Origin of the sequence: Streptomyces sp. NPDC005722 (genome assembly GCF_040630935.1) — a bacterium.
Taxonomy (GTDB): Bacteria; Actinomycetota; Actinomycetes; order Streptomycetales; family Streptomycetaceae; genus Actinacidiphila.
The window spans coordinates 101772-119107 of the sequence record NZ_JBEXYN010000018.1 but is presented as its reverse complement, the minus strand read 5'-3'; the positions used below and the strand labels follow the sequence as shown (position 1 = coordinate 119107).

The following is a 17336-nucleotide window of genomic DNA, read 5'->3' as shown; positions in this document are numbered from 1 at the left end:
TTCCCATCCTCACTCAGGGTTGTCGACGAGCGAGCGTGCCGCCTTCGCGCAGTGCACGAGCGCGGCACGGGCATAGGCCGGCGAGGCCCCCGCCAGACCGCAGGACGGGGTCACCGCCACGGAGGTGCCCAGATCCCCCGGGGACAGCCCCAGCCTGCGCCACAGCGCCCGAACACCACTGACGCTACCCGCAGGGTCCGACAATGGGGCATCGGTACCCGGGACGACACCGGTGAAGAGCGCGGTTCCCGCCTCGGCCGCCTCACCGAAGGCGTCCCAGTCACCCTCCGTGAGCAGCGAGAAGTCGAACGACACCCCCGCCACCCCGGCCCTGCGCAGCAGTGCGAAGGGCACCTCGGGAGCGCAGGAGTGCACGATCACGGGCACACCGTCCGCGCCGGCGCCGGCGGCCGCCATGACGTCCCGCAGCGCGCCCTCGACGACGCCCCGGTCCGCCGCGCGGTGCGTGCGGTAGCCGCTGGCGGACCTGACCCGGCCCTGGAGGACGGCGGTCAGCGAGGGCTCGTCCAGCTGCAGCACGGGCTGTGCGCCCGGCACGCGCCGGCGCACGTCCTCCAGGTGCAGCCGCAGCCCCTCGCCGAGCGAGGCGGCCAGGTCGCGACAGGCACCCGGGTCGGAGAGCGCGGCCTCGCCGTTCTTCAGCTCGACCGAGGCCGCGAGCGTCCACGGGCCGACCGCCTGGAGCTTGAGGGGGCCCCGGTAGTCCTGGGTGAACTCCTCGACGGCGTCGAGGTCCTCCCCCAGCCACGCCCTGGCCCGGCGGGTGTCCCGGCCGGGGCGGTCGCCGAACCGCCATCCACTGGGCTCCACGCGCGCGTACAGCTCGACCAGCATCCCGAGGGTGCGGCCGATCATGTCGGCCCCCGGACCGCGCGCGGGCAGCTCCGGCAGGAACGGCAGCGCCTCCAGCGCCCCGGTCGCCGTCCGTGCCGCCTCGCGCGCGTCGCCTCCGGGCATCGAGCCCACACCGGTGGCCGCCCCTTCGGGCAGCCGGAACTTCGCTTCGGTACCTTCCGTGCTCACCGGTGCAGCCTACGACGACCGGCGGGTCAGGCTCCCGGCCGGATGGTCAGGTCGTTGACCTCCGCGTCCCGCGGCAGGTCGATCGCGGTCAGGATCGCCGTCGCGACCGACCCGGGGTCGATCCACCGCGAGGGGTCGTACGTCTTGCCCTCCTGCTGGTGCACCTTGGCCTGCATCGGCGTGGCGGTGCGGCCCGGGTAGACGGAGGTGACCCGTACCCCGTTGGCGTGCTCCTCCTCGCGCAGGGAGTCGGCGAGCGCCTTGAGGCCGTGCTTGCTGGCCGCGTAGGCGCCCCACTCGGCGTGCGCGTTGAGCCCGGCGCCGGAGTTGACGAAGAGCACGTGGCCGCGGGACAGCCGCAGTTGGGGAAGGAGGAGACGGGTCAGCTCGGCGGGGGCGACGAGGTTCGCGGCGAGCGTCCGGTTCCAGATCTTCGGGGTGAGCTCGCCGACCTGCGCCAGGTCCACGACGCCCGCGATGTGCATCAGGGAGTCCAGCCGGTCCGGCGGCGCCTGCTGGCCCAGCGCCCAGGACAGCCGCTCCGGCTCCGCGAGGTCGCCGACGAGGGTCCGCGCGCCCGGGAAGCGGTCGGCCAGTTCCTTGGCGCGTCCGGCGTTGCGGGCCAGCAGCCACAGTTCGTCGCCGCGGTCGAGGAGGCGCCGGGCCACGACGGCTCCGATGCCGGAGCCCGCGCCGGTGATCAGGTGAATCGACATGGGCCCCATGCTGTCATCCCGGCCGGCTCACACGATTCCGGCGCCCTCCTCCAGGTAGGCGAGCGCCGAGACGCCGTCCTCGGCGAAGAACACCAGGTCGGTGAGGGGCAGCGGCAGGAAGCCCTCCGCGTCCATGCGCTGGAACTGCTCCTTGAGCCCGTCGTAGAAGCCCGCCGTGTTGAGCAGGACGACAGGCTTGGTGTGCAGCCCGTGCTTCTTCAGCTCCAGGATCTCGGTCGCCTCGTCCAGCGTGCCGGTACCGCCCACCATGACCACCACGGCGTCGGCGCGGGCCAGCAGCTCCGCCTTGCGCTCGGCGAGGTCGGCCGCGATCACCATCTCGTCGGCGCCCTTGCGCGCCTTGGCCGCCAGGAACTCCACCGAGACCCCGACCAGGCGTCCGCCGTGCTCCTGCACCCCGTCCGCCATCACCTTCATCAGGCCCACGTCCGAGCCTCCCCACACCAGGGTGTGACCGCCCTTGCCGATCAACTCGGCGAACTGGCGGGCGGGTTCGGTGTAGCGGGGCTCGAGGTCGGCGGCGGAGAGGAAGACGCAGATGTTCATGCGGGCCAGTCTCGCGCATGACGCCGCGGGCCGGGCAGGGGGGCGCCCGGCCCGTCCGGGAGCCGCGTGGCGGCGCTCAGGCGCTCGCGGTGGCGCGCCGGCTGCGCTCCGTGGTGGCGATGGTCGCCGAGCCGACGACGCGCGTGCCGTCGTAGAGCACGACCGCCTGGCCGGGCGCGACGCCGCGGACGGCGCCGCCGGTGAAGCGGACGCGCAGTTCGCCGTCGGTCAGCTCGGCGGTGACGGGCACGTCGTCGCCGTGGGCGCGCAGCTGGGCGGTGTACGTGCGCGGCCCGGCGCCGTCGGGCGCGGTACCGCACCAGCGCGGGCGGATCGCGGTCAGGGCCGTGACGTCCAGGGCCTCGGCCGGGCCGACGGTCACCGTGTTGTTCACCGGGGAGATGTCGAGCACGTAGCGCGGCTTGCCGTCGGCGGCGGGCACGCCCAGGCGCAGGCCCTTGCGCTGTCCCACGGTGTAGCCGAAGGCGCCGGAGTGGGTGCCCAGGCGGTTGCCGTCCTCGTCCAGGATGTCGCCCTCGGCGGCGCCGAGGCGCCGCGCGAGGAAGCCCTGGGTGTCGCCGTCCGCGATGAAGCAGATGTCGTGGCTGTCGGGCTTCTTGGCGACGGACAGGCCGCGCCGGGCCGCCTCCGCCCGGATCTCGTCCTTGGTGGTGAGGGTGTCGCCGAGCGGGAACATGGCGTGCGCCAGCTGCCGCTCGTCGAGGACGCCCAGCACGTACGACTGGTCCTTGGCCGCGTCGGAGGCGCGGTGCAGCTCGCGGGAGCCGTCGGGGTCGACGACGACGGTGGCGTAGTGGCCGGTGCACACGGCGTCGAAGCCGAGGGCGATCGCCTTGTCGAGCAGCGCGGCGAACTTGATCTTCTCGTTGCAGCGCAGGCAGGGGTTGGGGGTGCGGCCGGCGGCGTACTCGGCGACGAAGTCGTCGACGACGTCGGCGCGGAAGCGGTCGGCGAGGTCCCAGACGTAGAAGGGGATGCCGATCACGTCGGCGGCGCGGCGGGCGTCGTGGCTGTCCTCGATCGTGCAGCAGCCGCGCGCGCCGGTACGGAAGGACTGCGGGTTCGCGGAGAGCGCGAGGTGCACGCCCGTGACGTCGTGCCCCGCTTCGGCGGCGCGGGCGGCCGCCACGGCCGAGTCGACGCCACCGCTCATCGCGGCGAGCACGCGGAGGCGACGGCCGTCGCCAGGGCCTGTGGGTGCACCGGGGAAGTCAGTCATAGCGCCTCCTAGGGTACGGCGCCCCGGCGGGGCTTCGCGGGGCGGCCGGCGGTGCGTGAACGCGGGTGCCCGTGCGTGGGCGCGTGCGGATGCGTCGCGCCTGCGACGGGCTGTCCCGCCCACCCGCCCGTTACACCGCCTGCGGTGCGTGAACGCGGGGGCGGCACGCTGCCGCCGGCGCTACATCAGGCCCGCGCTGCGGGCGCGGGACACCGCGGGGGCGATGGCGTCGCCGAGGGCCGCGACGTCCTGGGCCGTCGAGGTGTGCCCGAGGGAGAACCGCAGGGAGCCCCGCGCGAGGTCGGGGTCGGCGCCCATCGCGAGGAGGACGTGGCTGGGCTGGGGCACGCCGGCGGTGCACGCGGACCCGGTGGAGCACTCGATGCCCTGGGCGTCGAGCAGCATCAGCAGGGAGTCCCCCTCGCACCCGGGGAAGGAGAAGTGGGCGCTGGCGGGGAGGCGGCCGCCGAGGGCGGGGTCGCCGTTGAGGATGGCCTCGGGGACGGCCTCCCGGACCCGGGCGACCAGGTCGTCGCGCAGGGCACCGATGTCCCGCGCGAACGCCTCGTGCCGTTCCGCGGCCAGCGTCCCGGCGACGGCGAACGCGGCGACCGCGGGGACGTCGAGCGTGCCGGAGCGTACGCCGCGCTCCTGGCCGCCGCCGTGGAGGACGGGGACCGGGCCGAGCTCACGCCGGAGCACCAGCGCGCCGACCCCGTACGGGCCGCCGACCTTGTGCCCGGTGACGGTCATCGCGTCGAGCCCGGACGCCGCGAAGTCGACCTCGACCTGACCGAGGGCCTGGACGGCGTCGGAGTGCAGCGGCACCTCGAATTCCCTGGCCACCGCCGCGAGTTCGGCGACCGGGAAGACCGTGCCGACCTCGTTGTTGGCCCACATCACGGTGGCGAGCGCCACATCGCCGGGGTCACGGGCGACGGCCTCGCGCAGGGCCTCGGGGTGGACGCGTCCGTGGGCGTCGACCGGGAGCCATTCGACCCGGGCACCCTCGTGCGTGGCGAGCCAGTCGACGGCGTCGAGGACGGCGTGGTGCTCGACGGGGCTGGCGAGGACCCGGGTGCGCCGGGGGTCCGCGTCGCGGCGGGCCCAGTACAGGCCCTTGACCGCGAGGTTGTCGGCCTCGGTGCCGCCCGAGGTGAAGACGATCTCGCTGGGGCGGGCGCCGAGCGCGGCGGCCAGGGACTCGCGGGACTCCTCCACCGTGCGCCGGGCCCGGCGGCCGGCGGCGTGCAGGGAGGACGCGTTGCCCGTGACGGCGAGGTGCGCGGTCATCGCCTCGACCGCCTCCGGCAGCATCGGGGTCGTGGCGGCGTGGTCGAGGTAGGCCATGATGAACGCGATTCTACGGCCGCTGCGGCGCCTTCCCGGACCGAGGCCTGCCCCGGGTACGCCGTCGCGGGGGTGCCCCGCGGGGGGTGGCCTACAGGTGGAGCTGTTCCGCCGCGGTGGTGCGCCGGTGCCAGGCGCGGGGGGCCCGCCAGTGGTAGCGCATGGCCAGCAGCCGGAGGGTGAAGGCGCTGATCACGGCGAGGACCCCGGTGCCGGGGGTCAGGGCCTCGAACTTGATCAGTACCGCCACCACGGTCGCCCCCACGATGGCCGGCACCGCGTACAGGTCGCGGTCCCAGCGCAGCAGGGAGGGGACCTCGTTGCCGAGCAGGTCGCGCAGTACGCCGCCGCCGACGGCGGTGGCGAGCCCGAGGGTGGCCGAGGCGGTGAGGTTGAGGCCGTGGTCGTAGGCCTTGGTGGTGCCGGCGACGCAGAAGAGGCCGAGGCCGGCGGCGTCGAAGACGTTGATCGTGGTGTTGATCCGCTCGACCTGGGGGTGCAGGAAGAACACCACCGTGGTGGCGATCAGCGGGGTGAGGAAGTACCCGAGGTCGGTGAAGGCGGCCGGCGGGACCGCCCCGATGATCAGGTCCCTGATCAGCCCTCCGCCCAGCGCGGTGACCTCGGCGAGCACCGCCATGCCGAAGACGTCGTAGTTCTTGCGTACGGCGAGCAGTGCGCCGGAGATCGCGAAGACGAAGATTCCGACGAGGTCGAGCGCGTGCTGGACGGAGTGGCTGAACAGTTCGGTGTGCACCGGTCCCATTGTGCAGGGTGCCGGGGTTACGCCTTTTCGGTCGTCTTCCCCGCCGTGCCGTCGCCGGAGGCACCGGAGTCCCCGGTGTTCTCCGGGTGGTGGCAGGCCACCTGGTGCCCGGTGGCCAGGGTCGCCAGCGGGGGCTCCGTGGTCTTGCAGACCTCGGTCGCCTTCCAGCAGCGGGTGTGGAAGCGGCAGCCGGACGGCGGGGAGATCGGCGACGGGACGTCACCGGTCAGCAGGATCCGCTCGCGCTTGGCGCGCCGCTTGGGGTCCGGCACCGGCACCGCGGAGAGCAGTGCGTTGGTGTAGGGGTGCATCGGCTTGGTGTAGAGGTCCTCGCGGTCCGCGACCTCCACGATCTTGCCGAGGTACATGACCGCGATGCGGTCCGACACGTGCCGGATGACCGACAGGTCGTGCGCGATGATCACGTAGGTCAGGCCGAGCTCGCTCTGCAGGTCGTCCAGGAGGTTGACCACCTGGGCCTGGATGGAGACGTCGAGCGCCGAGACCGGCTCGTCCGCGACGACGAGCTTGGGCTTGAGCGCCAGCGCGCGGGCGATGCCGATGCGCTGCCGCTGTCCGCCGGAGAACTCGTGCGGGTAGCGGTTGTAGTGCTCGGGGTTGAGGCCGACCAGCTCCAGGAGGTTCTGGACCTCCTTCTTCACCCCGTTCTCCGTCTGCACCTTCTGCAGCCGGAACGGCGCGCCGACGATGGTGCCGACGGTGTGCCGCGGGTTGAGGGAGGAGTACGGGTCCTGGAAGATCATCTGCACGTCGCGGCGGAGCGGGCGCATGCCCGCGGTGCCCAGGTGCGTGATGTCGCGGCCCTCGAACTCGATCGTACCGCCGGTCGGTTCGAGCAGCCGGGTGATCAGCCGGCCCATGGTGGACTTGCCGCACCCGGACTCGCCGACCACGCCCAGGGTCTCCCCGGGGTTGACGTGGAAGTCGATGCCGTCGACCGCCTTGACCGCGCCGACCTGACGGCGCAGCAGGCCCTTGGTGATCGGGAAGTGCTTGACCAGGCCGCTCACCTTGAGCAGCGCATCCGACCCGTCGGCGGTCGACTGCTGGGGGATCGTCATCTCCTGGCCTTTCACAGCTTCGGCGCAATCTCTTCGGTCCAGATGCGCTCCCGGTCCGCCACGCCCAGGTGGCAGGCGGCGTGGTGCCGGCTGCCGACCTCGCTCAGTTCCGGAACGACGGTGGTGCTGGCGCCGCCGGTGAGCTCCGCGTACGGGCAGCGCGGGTGGAAGGCGCAGCCGGACGGCACGTTGATCAGGCTGGGCGGAGACCCCTTGACCGGGTTGAGCCGTTCGGTGCGCTCACGGTCCAGGCGGGGCATCGAGCCCAGCAGGCCCCAGGTGTAGGGGTGCTGCGGCTCGTAGAAGACCTTGTCGGCCGGCCCGCGCTCCACACAGCGACCGCCGTACATCACCAGGATGTCGTCCGCGAGCTCGGCGACGACGCCGAGGTCGTGGGTGATGATGATGACCGCGGAGCCGAACTCCTTCTGCAGGTCCCGGATGAGGTCCAGGATCTGCGCCTGCACGGTCACGTCGAGCGCGGTGGTCGGCTCGTCCGCGATGAGCAGGTCGGGGTTGTTGGACAGCGCCATCGCGATCATGGCGCGCTGCCGCATGCCGCCGGAGAACTGGTGCGGGTAGTCGTCGACGCGCTTGTCGGGCTGCGGGATGCCGACGCGGTCGAGCATCTCGATGGCGCGCTTGCGCGCCACAGCCTTGGACACGTCGTGGTGGACCCGGTACGCCTCGACGATCTGCGCCCCTACGGTGAAGTAGGGGTGCATCGCCGACAGCGGGTCCTGGAAGATCATCGCGACGTCCTTGCCGCGCAGCCGCCGGACCTCGTCCGGGTCGGCCGAGATCAGTTCCTTGCCCTCGAGCCAGATCTCGCCGGACATCCGGGCCTTGCTCCGGCCGTACTGACCGGTCCGGTGCAGGCCCATGATGGCGAGCGACGTGACGGACTTGCCGGAGCCGGACTCGCCGACGATGCCGAGGGTCTTGCCCTTCTCCAGCTGGAAGGAGAGGCCGTCGACGGACTTCACCAGGCCGTCGTCGGTCGGGAAGTGCACCTTGAGGTCGCGGACCTCGAGGAACGACGTGGGCTGCGCCTTCCCGGCCACCGGCTCGTTCGGCGCGGAATCCGCCCCGGTACCGGACTTCTGGATGGGGAGGTCGGTCATGACAGCCTCACGCGCGGGTCGACGACGGCGTACAGCAGGTCTACGAGGAGGTTGGCCACCACCACGGCGACGGCCGCGATCAGCGTGACGCCGAGGATCAGCGGGAAGTCCTTGTCCCCGATCGCCTTCACCGCCGCCTGGCCGATGCCGGGCAGGCTGAACGTCGTCTCGGTGAGGATCGCGCCGCCGACGAGGGCGCCGAGGTCCATGCCGAGGATGGTCAGCACCGGCGTCATGGTCGAGCGCATGGCGTGCTTGCCGATGACGACCGGCTCGCGCAGGCCCTTGGCACGGGCGGTGCGGATGTAGTCCTCGCCCATGATCTCCAGCATGGTGGCCCGGGTCATCCGGGCGTACATGGCTGCGTAGAGGAAGGCGAGCGTGACCCAGGGCAGCAGCATGCCGCCGAACCACCCGGATGGCGAATCACCGAACGGCACGTATTGGCCGTCGATCCATCCGAGTCCGTAGACGACCACCGCGAGGGCGATCATTCCGGTGAAGTAGATGGGGAGCGAGACGCCGGCGAGCGCGACCGTCATCAGGGTGCGGTCGAGCGCGGAGCCGCGCTTGAGAGCGGAGACGACACCGGTGCCGACGCCGACGACGACCCAGATGACGCAGGCGCCGGCGGCCAGCTGCATGGTCACCGGAAGACGGTCGGTCAGGACCGGCCAGATCGCCTGCTCGTTGCGGAAGGAGTAGCCGAAGCAGGGGGCGGAGCAGTGGGTGACGTCCGTGCCGTTGGCGTAGTCACGCCCGGCGACCAGCCCCCACAGGAACTTGCCGAACTGCACGAGGATGGGGTCGTCGAGGCCCATCTTCTTCCGAATGCCCTCAAGCGAGGCCGGGTCCGCCTGCTTCCCGATGAAGTAGGTGGCGGGGTCGACACCGACCCATTTGGGGATCAGGAAGAAGATCCCGAAGGTCACCAATGTGATGACCAGCAACATGACGACGACAGCGAACAGTCGCCGGATGATGTATGCAAGCACTGTGCTCGGCCCGGCGGCGGCCCGGGGGTTCCCCGGGCCGCCGCACGCGGCCATCACCTGCCCTTCGTGCCTAGCGGGTGTGGCACTCGATCGATTCGAGGGTTGTTACTGCACGCCCAGCGAGGCGTAGTCGTAGCGGCCGTTGTACGCGTCGGCCGTGTAGACGTTGGTCAGGCGCGAGCTGCGCCAGATGATGTTCTTCTCGAAGGTGAAGGGCAGGTAGTACGCGCCCTCGGAGACCTTCTGGTTGATCTGCTTGTACACCTCGGCCGCCGCGTTCGCGTCGGTCTGGGTCAGCGCCTGGTCGAACAGGCCGTCGATGGCCTTGTCCTTGATCTCGGCGAAGTTGTTGTTGCCGCTCTCGAGGATGAACCGGCTGTCGACCAGCGGCTGGAGGAAGCCCTGGCCCGACGGGAAGTCGGCGCCCCAGCCCATGATGATGATGCCGTAGCCCTTGGACTTGACGGTCTTCGGGGCACCGATGATGCCGGACGTCTGCGCACCGTCGAACTCGTCGAGCTCGGTGGTGATGCCGACCTTCTTCAGCGACTCCTGAAGCGACTCGGCCGTGGCGATCTCGATCGGCTTGTTGTTGCGGACCGCGATCGTGGTCTTGAAGCCGTCGGGCTGGCCGCAGGCCTTGAGCTCCTTCTTGGCCTCCTCGACGTTGCCCGTGGTGTCCTTCAGGACGTTGTACGGGTCGTACTTGCCGTCGGCGCCCTTGATGCCCAGCGGGAGCATGTTCGGGGCGATCGCGCCACCGGCCTGCGGGCCGCCGCGGGCGGTCTGCAGCGACTTGTGGTCGGCGGCGAGGATGACCGCCTTGCGGCAGTGGATGTTGTCCATCGGCTTGACCGTGGTCGGGAAGACCGCGTAGCGGATGAAGCCGGTGTCCGGGTTGTCGGCGTTGGCCTTGTTCTTGCCGAGCACCTCGGCGCGCGCGGCCTGGCCGACGCCGGTGGCGTTGAGGTCCAGGTCGTAGTCGCCGTTGATCAGGCGCTTGTCCATGTCGTCGGCGTTGGTGGTCAGGGTGACCGTGATCTTGTCCGGCAGCGCCTTGCGGAGGTCGTCGGTGGACGCGCTCCAGTTGGTGTTGCGGACCAGCACCATCGACTTGTTCGGCGTGTACGACTGGAACTTGTACGGGCCGCTGGAGAACGGCTTGAGGCCGTACTTCGCGGCGGTGTCCTTGGCCGCGGGCACCGGGGAGCCGGACGGCATCGCCAGCATCTGCTCGAAGTCGCTGTTGGGCTTCGGCAGGCGGAAGACGATGGTCTTGTCGTCCGGGGTCTCGATGGACTTCAGACCGAGCTTGTCGGCCGAGGTGTCCTTGTACGGGCCCTTGTACTCACCCTTGGGGTCGAGCACCTGCTGCAGGTAGATCGGGCCACCGGAGATGACGTCCTGCGCCCAGATGCGCTCGATGCCGTACTTGACGTCCTTGGAGGTCAGCGGGGAGCCGTCCTCCCACTTCAGGCCGTCCTTCAGGGTGTACGTGTAGGTCTTGCCGCCGTCCTCGACCTTCGCGAGGCCGGTCGCGAGGTCCGGCTTCAGCGTGGTGCTGGCGAGACCCGGCTCCGGGGTGAAGGAGACCAGCTGGCGCGTGTAGTACCGGGCGAAGTCCCACATGAAGCCGTAGTAACCGCGCTGCGGGTCCCAGGAGTCGGCGTCCTGCGTGCCGATGAACTTGAGCGTGCCGCCCTTCTTGTCGGACGCGTTCGCCACCTTGTTGACGGCGGCGTTGAATCCGGGGGCCTTGGCGTTGCCGTCGGACTTGCCACCGCCGCCTCCGCCGCAAGCGGCGGTGGACAGCAGCGCGACGACCACGACGGCCGTCCCTGCGGCCAGCCTGCGCCTCGATGAGCGTGGGGATGTCACTTTTTCGTAACCTCCGTGATTCGCGGTCCGCGACTTTCCGCGGACCTGCGGTCCTTCTCGGTGAGAAGCCACCTGACGGGAATGGCAGGGGCGGTGTGCGAGGGCTAGCGGGAGCCCTTCGGGTCCAGCGCATCCCGTACGCCGTCACCGAAGAGGTTGAAGGCGAGCACGGTGACGAAGATGGCCAGACCCGGGATCAGCATGAAGATCGGGTCCGTCTCGTAGAAGGACAGCGCCTTGAAGAGCATCTGTCCCCACGACGAGGTGGGCGGCTTCACGCCGACCCCGAGGAAGCTCAGGGCGGCCTCGGTGAGGATGTTCGTCGGGATCATCAGCGTCGCGTAGACGGTGATCGGGGCGACGAGGTTGGGCAGCAGTTCCCGGAAGAGGATGTAGCCGCGGCCGGCGCCGAGGCTGCGAGCCGCGTCGACGTACTCGCGTTCGCGCAGGCTCAGGGTCTGGCCGCGGACGATGCGGCCGACGTACGGCCACCCGAAGAACCCGATCACGACCACCAGGACGCCCATGCGCACGCCGGTGCCGCTGAAGCCCAGCAGCGAGTTCGGCATGACCGAGACCAGGGACATGATGAACAGCAGCTGGGGGAAGGCCAGGAGGACGTCCATGACACGGCCGATGGCGGCGTCGACCCAGCCGCCGAAGTAACCGGCCATGATGCCGAAGAAGGTGCCGAGGACGACCGCGACGATCGCCGACAGGAAGGCCACCAGCAGGGAGATCCGCGTACCGTAGACGATGCGGCTGAAGACGTCGCGGCCGTTGACGGGCTCCACGCCGAAGAGGTAATCCCCGCTGATGCCGCCCCACTTGCCGGTGGGCGTGCCGAACAGCGGGTCGATCTTGTCCTCGTGGAAGTCGTTCGGCGGGTGGCCGAAGGCGCTGACGATGAGGGGGGCGAAGATCGCGACCAGGATGAGGAGGACGACGATCACGCCGCCCGCCAGCGCGACCTTGTCGCGCTTGAGGCGCATCCATGCGATGCGCCCGGGCGAACGCCCCTCGATCGCCTTCGCGGGTATGTCGGCGGCGACGTCGGCGACGGTCGTCTCAGCGGTGTCGTGCAGCGGTGCTGTCATGTCTCCTCGTGCATCCCCCTGCCGGCGGTGGCCGGCTTCGCCTGGCCGTCCGCCCGGGTCGACGGAGCGGACCGACCATGTCGGGCGCAGCTCTTGATGGTGGTGCGGTGGCGCTGGGCTGTGTGTTTGGCTGGTGATGAATCGTTAAGGCGACGCGTGCAGCGCCTTGGTGCGCGAGTCTTCATGGGGCGTGGATCACGCGCCAGACCCCGCAGGGAAGCGATGCGCAACCGTGATGTGGTGAACCTTCGTCCGTTATTACCGCAGTGTTACGCGCGTTGACAGATCGCCGCGAGGCAACGGGAGTCGCTACCTTCGATGCCATGAATGATCGGCTTCGCTCGGTGTGCGACCTGATGGTCCCCGTGGTCAGGGAGATGGCGGGACTCCACGAGTACGACGGCCAGGTGCAGGATCTGTCGCCCGCCGGCGTCCGCCGGGGACTGTCCTCGCTCGCCCACGCCCGGCTGCGTGAGCCGGCCCTCGCCGACCCCCACGACGAACGGCACCTCTCGGTCTTCGAGGACACCCTCAAGGTCCAGTACGGGGAACTGGAACTGCACCGCCGCGACCCATATCCGCATTTGTCCAATCTCGAACTCACCGCCTACGACCGTGAGTACGCGCCCCGCGAGGAGCTGGCCGAGGCCCGCAGACGCCACCTGCAGCAATGGCCGGACGCCGTCGACGCGGCCATCGCGTCGCTCGACCGGGTGAGCGCGCCGGTCGCCGGGGCACTCCTCGGGGCGGTCCGCGGACTCGCCGCCGACCTCGACCCGGAGGCCGAGCCGGAGGCGGGTCCCGCGCTCGCCGCGCACGCCCGGCTGGTCGACCACATCGCCCGCGCCGCCGAGACCGGCGACCCCGACCCGCGGCTCGGCGGCGAGGCGCTGGCCCTGCTGATGGGCAGTCAGGAGGGCCTGCGCGTCGACCTGTCGGCCCTGGCCGACGAGGCCGAGCGCGAGCGGGACCGGCTCACCGCGCTCCTCACGGAGTCGTGCGGGCGGCTGGACCCGAAGGCCGGCGTGGACGAGCTCATCCCGCGGCTGCTGGCCGACCACCCGGACGCGGACGGGGTCATCCCCGAGGCCGCCCGGCTCACCGAGGAGGTCATCGAGTTCACCCGGCAGCGGGGGCTCGTGCCCTGGCTCGACGGGGACTGCCTCGTCGGGCCGGCACCGCCGTCACGCCGCTGGTCCATGGCGATGATGACCTGGGCCGCGCCGGAGGAGGCCGACTCCGCCTCCTGGTACCACGTCACCCCGCCGGAGCCGGACTGGCCGGAGGAGGAACGCGAGGAGTGGCTCTCGGTCTTCAGCCGCACGAGCCTGCCGGCGATCACCGTCCACGAGGTCGCGCCCGGCCATTTCGCCCACGGCCGGGCATTGCGGCACGCACCCACGCAGGTACGGCGTGTCCTGCACTCGCTCTCCTTCTGCGAGGGCTGGGCGCACTACGTCGAGGAGGTCTGCCTGGAGGAGGGCTTCCGCGCCCGCGACCCCCGCTTCGCGATCGGCGTGGCGCTGGAGGCGCTCGTACGCGTCACCCGGCTGGCGTGCGCGATCGGTCTGCACACGGGGGCGATGACGCTGGAGGAGGCCACGCAGCGCTTCATGCGGGACGCCCACCTCGCGCGGGCCGGCGCGGCCTCCGAGGCCCGGCGCGGCACCTTCGACGCGGCCTACGGGCGCTACACCTGGGGCAAGTTGGAGATCATGCGGCTGCGGGAGCGCGCCCGGCGCGCCTGGGGGCCGGAGTTCTCGCTCCAGCGGTTCCACGGGGCGCTGCTGGAAATGGGGAGCCCGCCGCTGGGGCTCATCGACGCGATCCTGTGACCGGGGTGCCCCGCGGAGCGGGTCCCTCGCGCCTGCGGCGGGCCGCCTCCCACCCACTCACCACCCGCCCGTCACCGCCTTCCTGACCTGCACGGAGGCGCCGTCCGGGGGGCGGGTGGGAGAGGCCCGCCGGGAGCGTCAGTAGGGCTGCGGGGCCCACCCGTACGTCGCCCCGGGAGCACCCGGCGCGCCCGGTGCACCCTGTGCACCCGGCGCGCCGTGGGCGTCACGGGAGTAGAAGGGCTGCGCCGAGGCCCGCATCCACATGCCGACCGGGTCGTACTCGTCGGTGAGCGCGACCGTGGCGACCGGCAGCCCCTGCGGCACCGCCCCGAGGGCGGACTGCATCATCAGGCGCACCGACTCCACGGCCTGGGGCCCGGCGTCGTAGAGGTCGACGCCGATCGCCAGGTAGGGCTCGCCCAGCACGGGCTGGACCCAGGCGCGCCGCAGGGAGCGGACGGCCGGGCTGCGATGGGCCTGCTGGGACAACAGGGCGTAGTACTGGGGGATCTGGAGCGCGGGCTCGCCGATCCGCAGCGGTCCGGCCGGGGAGCGGTCGAGGCCGAGGCTGACGCGCCGCAGGTCGAGCCAGGGGACGCCGACGCCGCCGCCGGGAGCGTGCGGGTTGAGCCACAGGCCCCAGCGGTCGGGGAAGAGCGAGGCCGCGATCTCGCGGCCGGACACCACCTCGTGGGCCCGGTTCCAGCCGCAGGCGGTGAACTCCTGCGGCGAGGTCACACACGGCGCGTAGCCGTGGCCGGCGACCTCCATGTTGCCGTACTGCGCGTCCGCCCCGCCGGGGGTGCCCTGCCAGAGCAGCATCCACACCTGGCTGTCGGCGAGGGTCCGCAGCACTTCCTCGTAGGCGTCGTACCTACCGGGCGTCACCTGCCGGAGCGCATGCTCCAGCCCCCCGCCCCCTCCCACGCCGGCGCTCACGTGTCCCGCCCTTCCGCGTCTGCCTCGTCCGCGTCGTCTGCTCCGCCGAATGCCTCTGGTGCCGTACGGGACCCAGGTTATGCGCCCGTGCCGACATAGAAGGGTCGCACGCGCTCCAGCATCCAGTCGCCGATGGGGTCCTGTGCGACGTCCAGCAGCACCAGATTGACCTGCCAGGGCAGCGGTACGGCGCCGAGCGCGCGCCCGAGGGCGGCCATGGCGGCGGCCCGGTCCTCCTCCTGCCAGCGGTCGAGTTCGACGCCGACGAAGAGGGTGGCGGGGTCGCCCTCGACGCTGGCCAGCGCGCGGCGGGCGGAGAGCACGACCGGGGTCACGGCGAACTCACCCGCGGCGACGGCCAGGAAGTCGACCGGCTCCTCGTCCGGCGAGGGTTCCCACAGCCGGACCCGGGCGCCGGTGGGGGTACCGGGCTCGCGGTCGGTGCGGCACAGTTCCATCACCGCGGCGGGCGGCAGCGGGATGCCCACCGCGCCTCCGGGGTTCACGGCGATCCCGATCTGCGGGGGCAGCCCCCGGGCGAACTCACGGGCGGGGGCGACGGCGAAGCTCATGCCGGTACCGGCGGCGAGGAACTGCTGCTCGGAGCTGAAGACGGGGACGTAGACGCCGCCGTCGAGTTCGAGGGTCGGCAGGTCGAGGTCGGCGCTCTCGGGGCTGCCGCCGTTCGGCAGCGGGATCCACAACTGCGAGCGTCCGAGCACCTCCAGGACGCGGGCCGTGGCACCCGGATCGCCGAGTGCCGCGGAGAGCACTTCCTCGAGTTCGTTGGCGGGCCAGCCGCCGGCGCCGTGGCCCGGCGGGGCGAAGCCGTCCGGTATCCGCTGCCCCGGGATGTTCACTGCGTTTCGCCTCGCAATTTCCTGTGGTGGTGCGCTCCCTGGAAACCCTATCCGGCGGCGGGCGCGGACGACCCCCGCATCACGCGCCCGTCACATCGGCCGCACCACGCCGTTGTCACATATTGCGATCGTCCGGTTGCGAAGCGTCACAGCGGCTCCGAAGGTAGGACGAGCAAGGAGAACACCCTCAACCGGGAGATATCTCGACATGCGCATCACCAGGATCAACTCCACCCTCATAGCGGCGGCCGTGTGCGCCTCGCTGACGATGGGCCTCACCGGCGGTGTCGCGAGTGCCCAGGCCCCCACCCGGAGCACGGCCGTCGAGGTCGAGCACCTCGCCGCTCGCGCGGCGGACACGGGCAACGCCGAACTGATCTCCAAGCTCGGTGACACGCTGTCCATCGGGGCCAAGCTCACCCAGGAAGCCCAGGTCGAAAGCCCGGACTCGGCGAAGCTCGAGGAACTCCGCAAGGGTCTGGAGGAGGCGAGCGGACAGCTGGCCTCGGTCCTCGACCAGGCGGGTGCGGTTTCTCCCGGCTTCACCGACCCGGCGGCCATGGATCCGGGCGCGCCACAACCGGGCCTGGAGCCAGGGGACCCCGGCCTGCCGGGTGACCCGAGCACCATCGACCAGGTCGGCGGTCCGGGCGATCAGGGCGCCGCGGACGCCGTCACCGACGTCAAGAACGCGCTCACCAAGCTGGTCCAGGACGTCACGGACCTGCTGGCCAAGGTGGTCGCCAAGGACCTCGCGGGTGTGACGGCCGGTGTCGCCGCCGTCGTCGCCGACCTGCAGGCCCTGCTGCTGGCGGTGCCGAAGCTGCTCACCGGCGCACTGCCGCTGCCGCTTCCGCTCCCGCTGCCGCTCCCCCTGAACGACCAGGGGCAGCAGCTCTCGCCCGAGGCGGAGATCGCGCCCCAGGCCCAGGTGGATCCGCAGATTGGTTGATCGTTCAGCGGTACCGCCCCTCACGCGTCGCGGCCCGGCCGCTCAGCCGTCGAAGTCGATGGCCTCGAGCTCCCGGGCCGCTTCGCGGTCCAGCAGCACCACCGAGGCGCAAGCCCCCGGCAGCCGGCCCGCCTCCGCCTCCGTCAGCAGGCGGCGGGAGGCGGCACGGTGCCGGGCCATGGCGTACGCCGACACCCGGCGGCCGCGTTCGCGCTGGCCGTCCAGCGCGGTCCGGACGGGGACGTCCAGCAGCACCAGGTGCATGCCCCTTCCCCGGCGCCGGGCCTCACGGGCGACCCAGGCGCGCACCCAGCGCAGGGTTCCGCAGTCGTGGAGGACGACGCTGTCGCCCGAGCGCAGCGCCCGCCACAGCCCGGCGTAGTGCGCGATCCGCACCAGGGGACGGTAGAGGGCGTACGGCAGCAGCCGCGGAACCCGCGCCTGCCAGCGTTCCCTGACGTCCTGTGAGTCGATCAGGCGGGCGCCGCCGGTCGCGCGCCGCATGAGGGTGCTCTTGCCGCCGCCCGGCAGGCCGGAGACGAGCAGGACGTCCCCCGGCGGGTAGCGCAGGGTGCGTACGGGCCGGCGCCCCCGCCGCAGATCGATCAGCCGCCGCGGCCGTACGGCGCGTCCCCCGCGACGCGCTTCCCCGGCCCGCGCCGGTACCGGCCGGGACACGGCCGGACCCCCGGCCGTCGCATACGCACTCTGCCACCGCACAGTTCGCCCTCCGGGTCCGACGTTCAAGAAATGGTAAATCCTGTGTCTTTGCCTACCCAGAGGAACGGCGGCGTTACTACCGGATCGGGACCGGACCGGGACATCCGGGACGCGATCGCGACAACGGCGGGCGCCCGTGCAATGATGGCCGCCTCAATCGCATATAGG

16 protein-coding genes are annotated in these 17336 nt (G+C 71.6%); 2 read left to right on the top strand and 14 right to left on the bottom strand.

The features are described 5' to 3' along the window. Positions 1-9 precede the first annotated feature (9 nt). The 11 genes from ABZ479_RS21955 to ABZ479_RS21905 all read right to left on the bottom strand — a co-directional run bounded on the left by ABZ479_RS21955 (position 10) and on the right by ABZ479_RS21905 (position 11859). Positions 10-1044 (bottom strand): methionine synthase, encoded by a 1035-nt coding sequence (locus ABZ479_RS21955; protein ID WP_500463148.1) that lies wholly within the window; start codon positions 1042-1044, stop codon positions 10-12. Between the two features lie 26 nt (positions 1045-1070). Then, positions 1071-1760, bottom strand: a complete 690-nt coding sequence (locus ABZ479_RS21950; protein ID WP_500463147.1) for an SDR family oxidoreductase — start codon at positions 1758-1760, stop codon at positions 1071-1073. 27 nt (positions 1761-1787) lie between these two features. Then, the gene (locus tag ABZ479_RS21945) at positions 1788-2327 is read right to left on the bottom strand and encodes an LOG family protein (RefSeq protein WP_500463146.1); all 540 of its coding nucleotides are present in this window, start codon (positions 2325-2327) and stop codon (positions 1788-1790) included. A gap of 76 nt (positions 2328-2403) precedes the next feature. Further along, positions 2404-3567: a tRNA 2-thiouridine(34) synthase MnmA gene (mnmA, locus tag ABZ479_RS21940; RefSeq protein ID WP_500463145.1), complete on the bottom strand. Its 1164-nt coding sequence runs from the start codon at positions 3565-3567 to the stop codon at positions 2404-2406. A 180-nt stretch (positions 3568-3747) separates the two neighbouring features. After that, positions 3748-4917, bottom strand: a complete 1170-nt coding sequence (locus ABZ479_RS21935) for a cysteine desulfurase family protein (protein ID WP_500463144.1) — start codon at positions 4915-4917, stop codon at positions 3748-3750. 91 nt (positions 4918-5008) lie between these two features. Then, complete coding sequence (locus ABZ479_RS21930; RefSeq protein WP_500463143.1) at positions 5009-5674, bottom strand: trimeric intracellular cation channel family protein; 666 nt, start codon at positions 5672-5674, stop codon at positions 5009-5011. Between the two features lie 26 nt (positions 5675-5700). Beyond that, entirely contained in the window at positions 5701-6765 is a 1065-nt protein-coding gene (locus tag ABZ479_RS21925) for an ABC transporter ATP-binding protein (RefSeq protein WP_499602313.1), read from the bottom strand. Positions 6766-6776: 11 nt separating this feature from the next. Beyond that, positions 6777-7889 (bottom strand): ABC transporter ATP-binding protein, encoded by a 1113-nt coding sequence (locus ABZ479_RS21920; protein ID WP_500463142.1) that lies wholly within the window; start codon positions 7887-7889, stop codon positions 6777-6779. Further along, entirely contained in the window at positions 7886-8884 is a 999-nt protein-coding gene (locus ABZ479_RS21915; protein WP_500463141.1) for an ABC transporter permease, read from the bottom strand. The genes ABZ479_RS21920 and ABZ479_RS21915 overlap by 4 nt, the downstream gene beginning before the upstream one ends. 105 nt (positions 8885-8989) lie before the next feature. Next, positions 8990-10762, bottom strand: a complete 1773-nt coding sequence (locus tag ABZ479_RS21910) for an ABC transporter substrate-binding protein (RefSeq protein ID WP_179279868.1) — start codon at positions 10760-10762, stop codon at positions 8990-8992. 104 nt (positions 10763-10866) lie between these two features. After that, positions 10867-11859: an ABC transporter permease gene (locus tag ABZ479_RS21905; protein WP_500463140.1), complete on the bottom strand. Its 993-nt coding sequence runs from the start codon at positions 11857-11859 to the stop codon at positions 10867-10869. A gap of 323 nt (positions 11860-12182) precedes the next feature. On the opposite strand from ABZ479_RS21905, the gene ABZ479_RS21900 reads away from it, so the two are divergent. Continuing rightward, positions 12183-13694 carry a DUF885 family protein gene (locus ABZ479_RS21900; RefSeq protein ID WP_500463139.1) on the top strand — a complete coding sequence of 504 codons (1512 nt, stop codon included), beginning with the start codon at positions 12183-12185 and terminating at the stop codon, positions 13692-13694. Positions 13695-13832: 138 nt separating this feature from the next. Here the strand turns inward: ABZ479_RS21900 and ABZ479_RS21895 are convergent, their stop codons facing one another. Both ABZ479_RS21895 and ABZ479_RS21890 read right to left on the bottom strand, forming a co-directional pair. Beyond that, a complete protein-coding gene (locus ABZ479_RS21895) occupies positions 13833-14636 on the bottom strand; it encodes an enhanced serine sensitivity protein SseB C-terminal domain-containing protein (protein WP_500463138.1) in 804 nt (267 codons plus the stop codon). A 77-nt stretch (positions 14637-14713) separates the two neighbouring features. Beyond that, positions 14714-15496 carry an enhanced serine sensitivity protein SseB gene (locus ABZ479_RS21890; protein ID WP_500463137.1) on the bottom strand — a complete coding sequence of 261 codons (783 nt, stop codon included), beginning with the start codon at positions 15494-15496 and terminating at the stop codon, positions 14714-14716. A 208-nt stretch (positions 15497-15704) separates the two neighbouring features. Between ABZ479_RS21890 and ABZ479_RS21885 the strand changes: the two genes are divergently transcribed. After that, the gene (locus ABZ479_RS21885) at positions 15705-16448 is read left to right on the top strand and encodes a hypothetical protein (protein ID WP_500463136.1); all 744 of its coding nucleotides are present in this window, start codon (positions 15705-15707) and stop codon (positions 16446-16448) included. A 42-nt stretch (positions 16449-16490) separates the two neighbouring features. Here the strand turns inward: ABZ479_RS21885 and ABZ479_RS21880 are convergent, their stop codons facing one another. Next, positions 16491-17168 (bottom strand): AAA family ATPase, encoded by a 678-nt coding sequence (locus tag ABZ479_RS21880; RefSeq protein ID WP_499602329.1) that lies wholly within the window; start codon positions 17166-17168, stop codon positions 16491-16493. Between the last annotated feature and the right edge of the window lie 168 nt (positions 17169-17336).

Bases quoted from the DNA above. Each gene is read 5' to 3' on its own strand.
- ABZ479_RS21950 (WP_500463147.1), bottom strand. From the start codon at position 1,760: ATGTCGATTCACCTGATCACCGGCGCGGGCTCCGGCATCGGAGCCGTC.
- ABZ479_RS21945 (WP_500463146.1), bottom strand. From the start codon at position 2,327: ATGAACATCTGCGTCTTCCTCTCCGCCGCCGACCTCGAGCCCCGCTAC.
- mnmA (WP_500463145.1), bottom strand. From the start codon at position 3,567: ATGACTGACTTCCCCGGTGCACCCACAGGCCCTGGCGACGGCCGTCGC.
- ABZ479_RS21935 (WP_500463144.1), bottom strand. From the start codon at position 4,917: ATGGCCTACCTCGACCACGCCGCCACGACCCCGATGCTGCCGGAGGCG.
- ABZ479_RS21925 (WP_499602313.1), bottom strand. From the start codon at position 6,765: ATGACGATCCCCCAGCAGTCGACCGCCGACGGGTCGGATGCGCTGCTC.
- ABZ479_RS21920 (WP_500463142.1), bottom strand. From the start codon at position 7,889: ATGACCGACCTCCCCATCCAGAAGTCCGGTACCGGGGCGGATTCCGCG.
- ABZ479_RS21905 (WP_500463140.1), bottom strand. From the start codon at position 11,859: ATGACAGCACCGCTGCACGACACCGCTGAGACGACCGTCGCCGACGTC.
- ABZ479_RS21900 (WP_500463139.1), top strand. From the start codon at position 12,183: ATGAATGATCGGCTTCGCTCGGTGTGCGACCTGATGGTCCCCGTGGTC.
- ABZ479_RS21885 (WP_500463136.1), top strand. From the start codon at position 15,705: ATGCGCATCACCAGGATCAACTCCACCCTCATAGCGGCGGCCGTGTGC.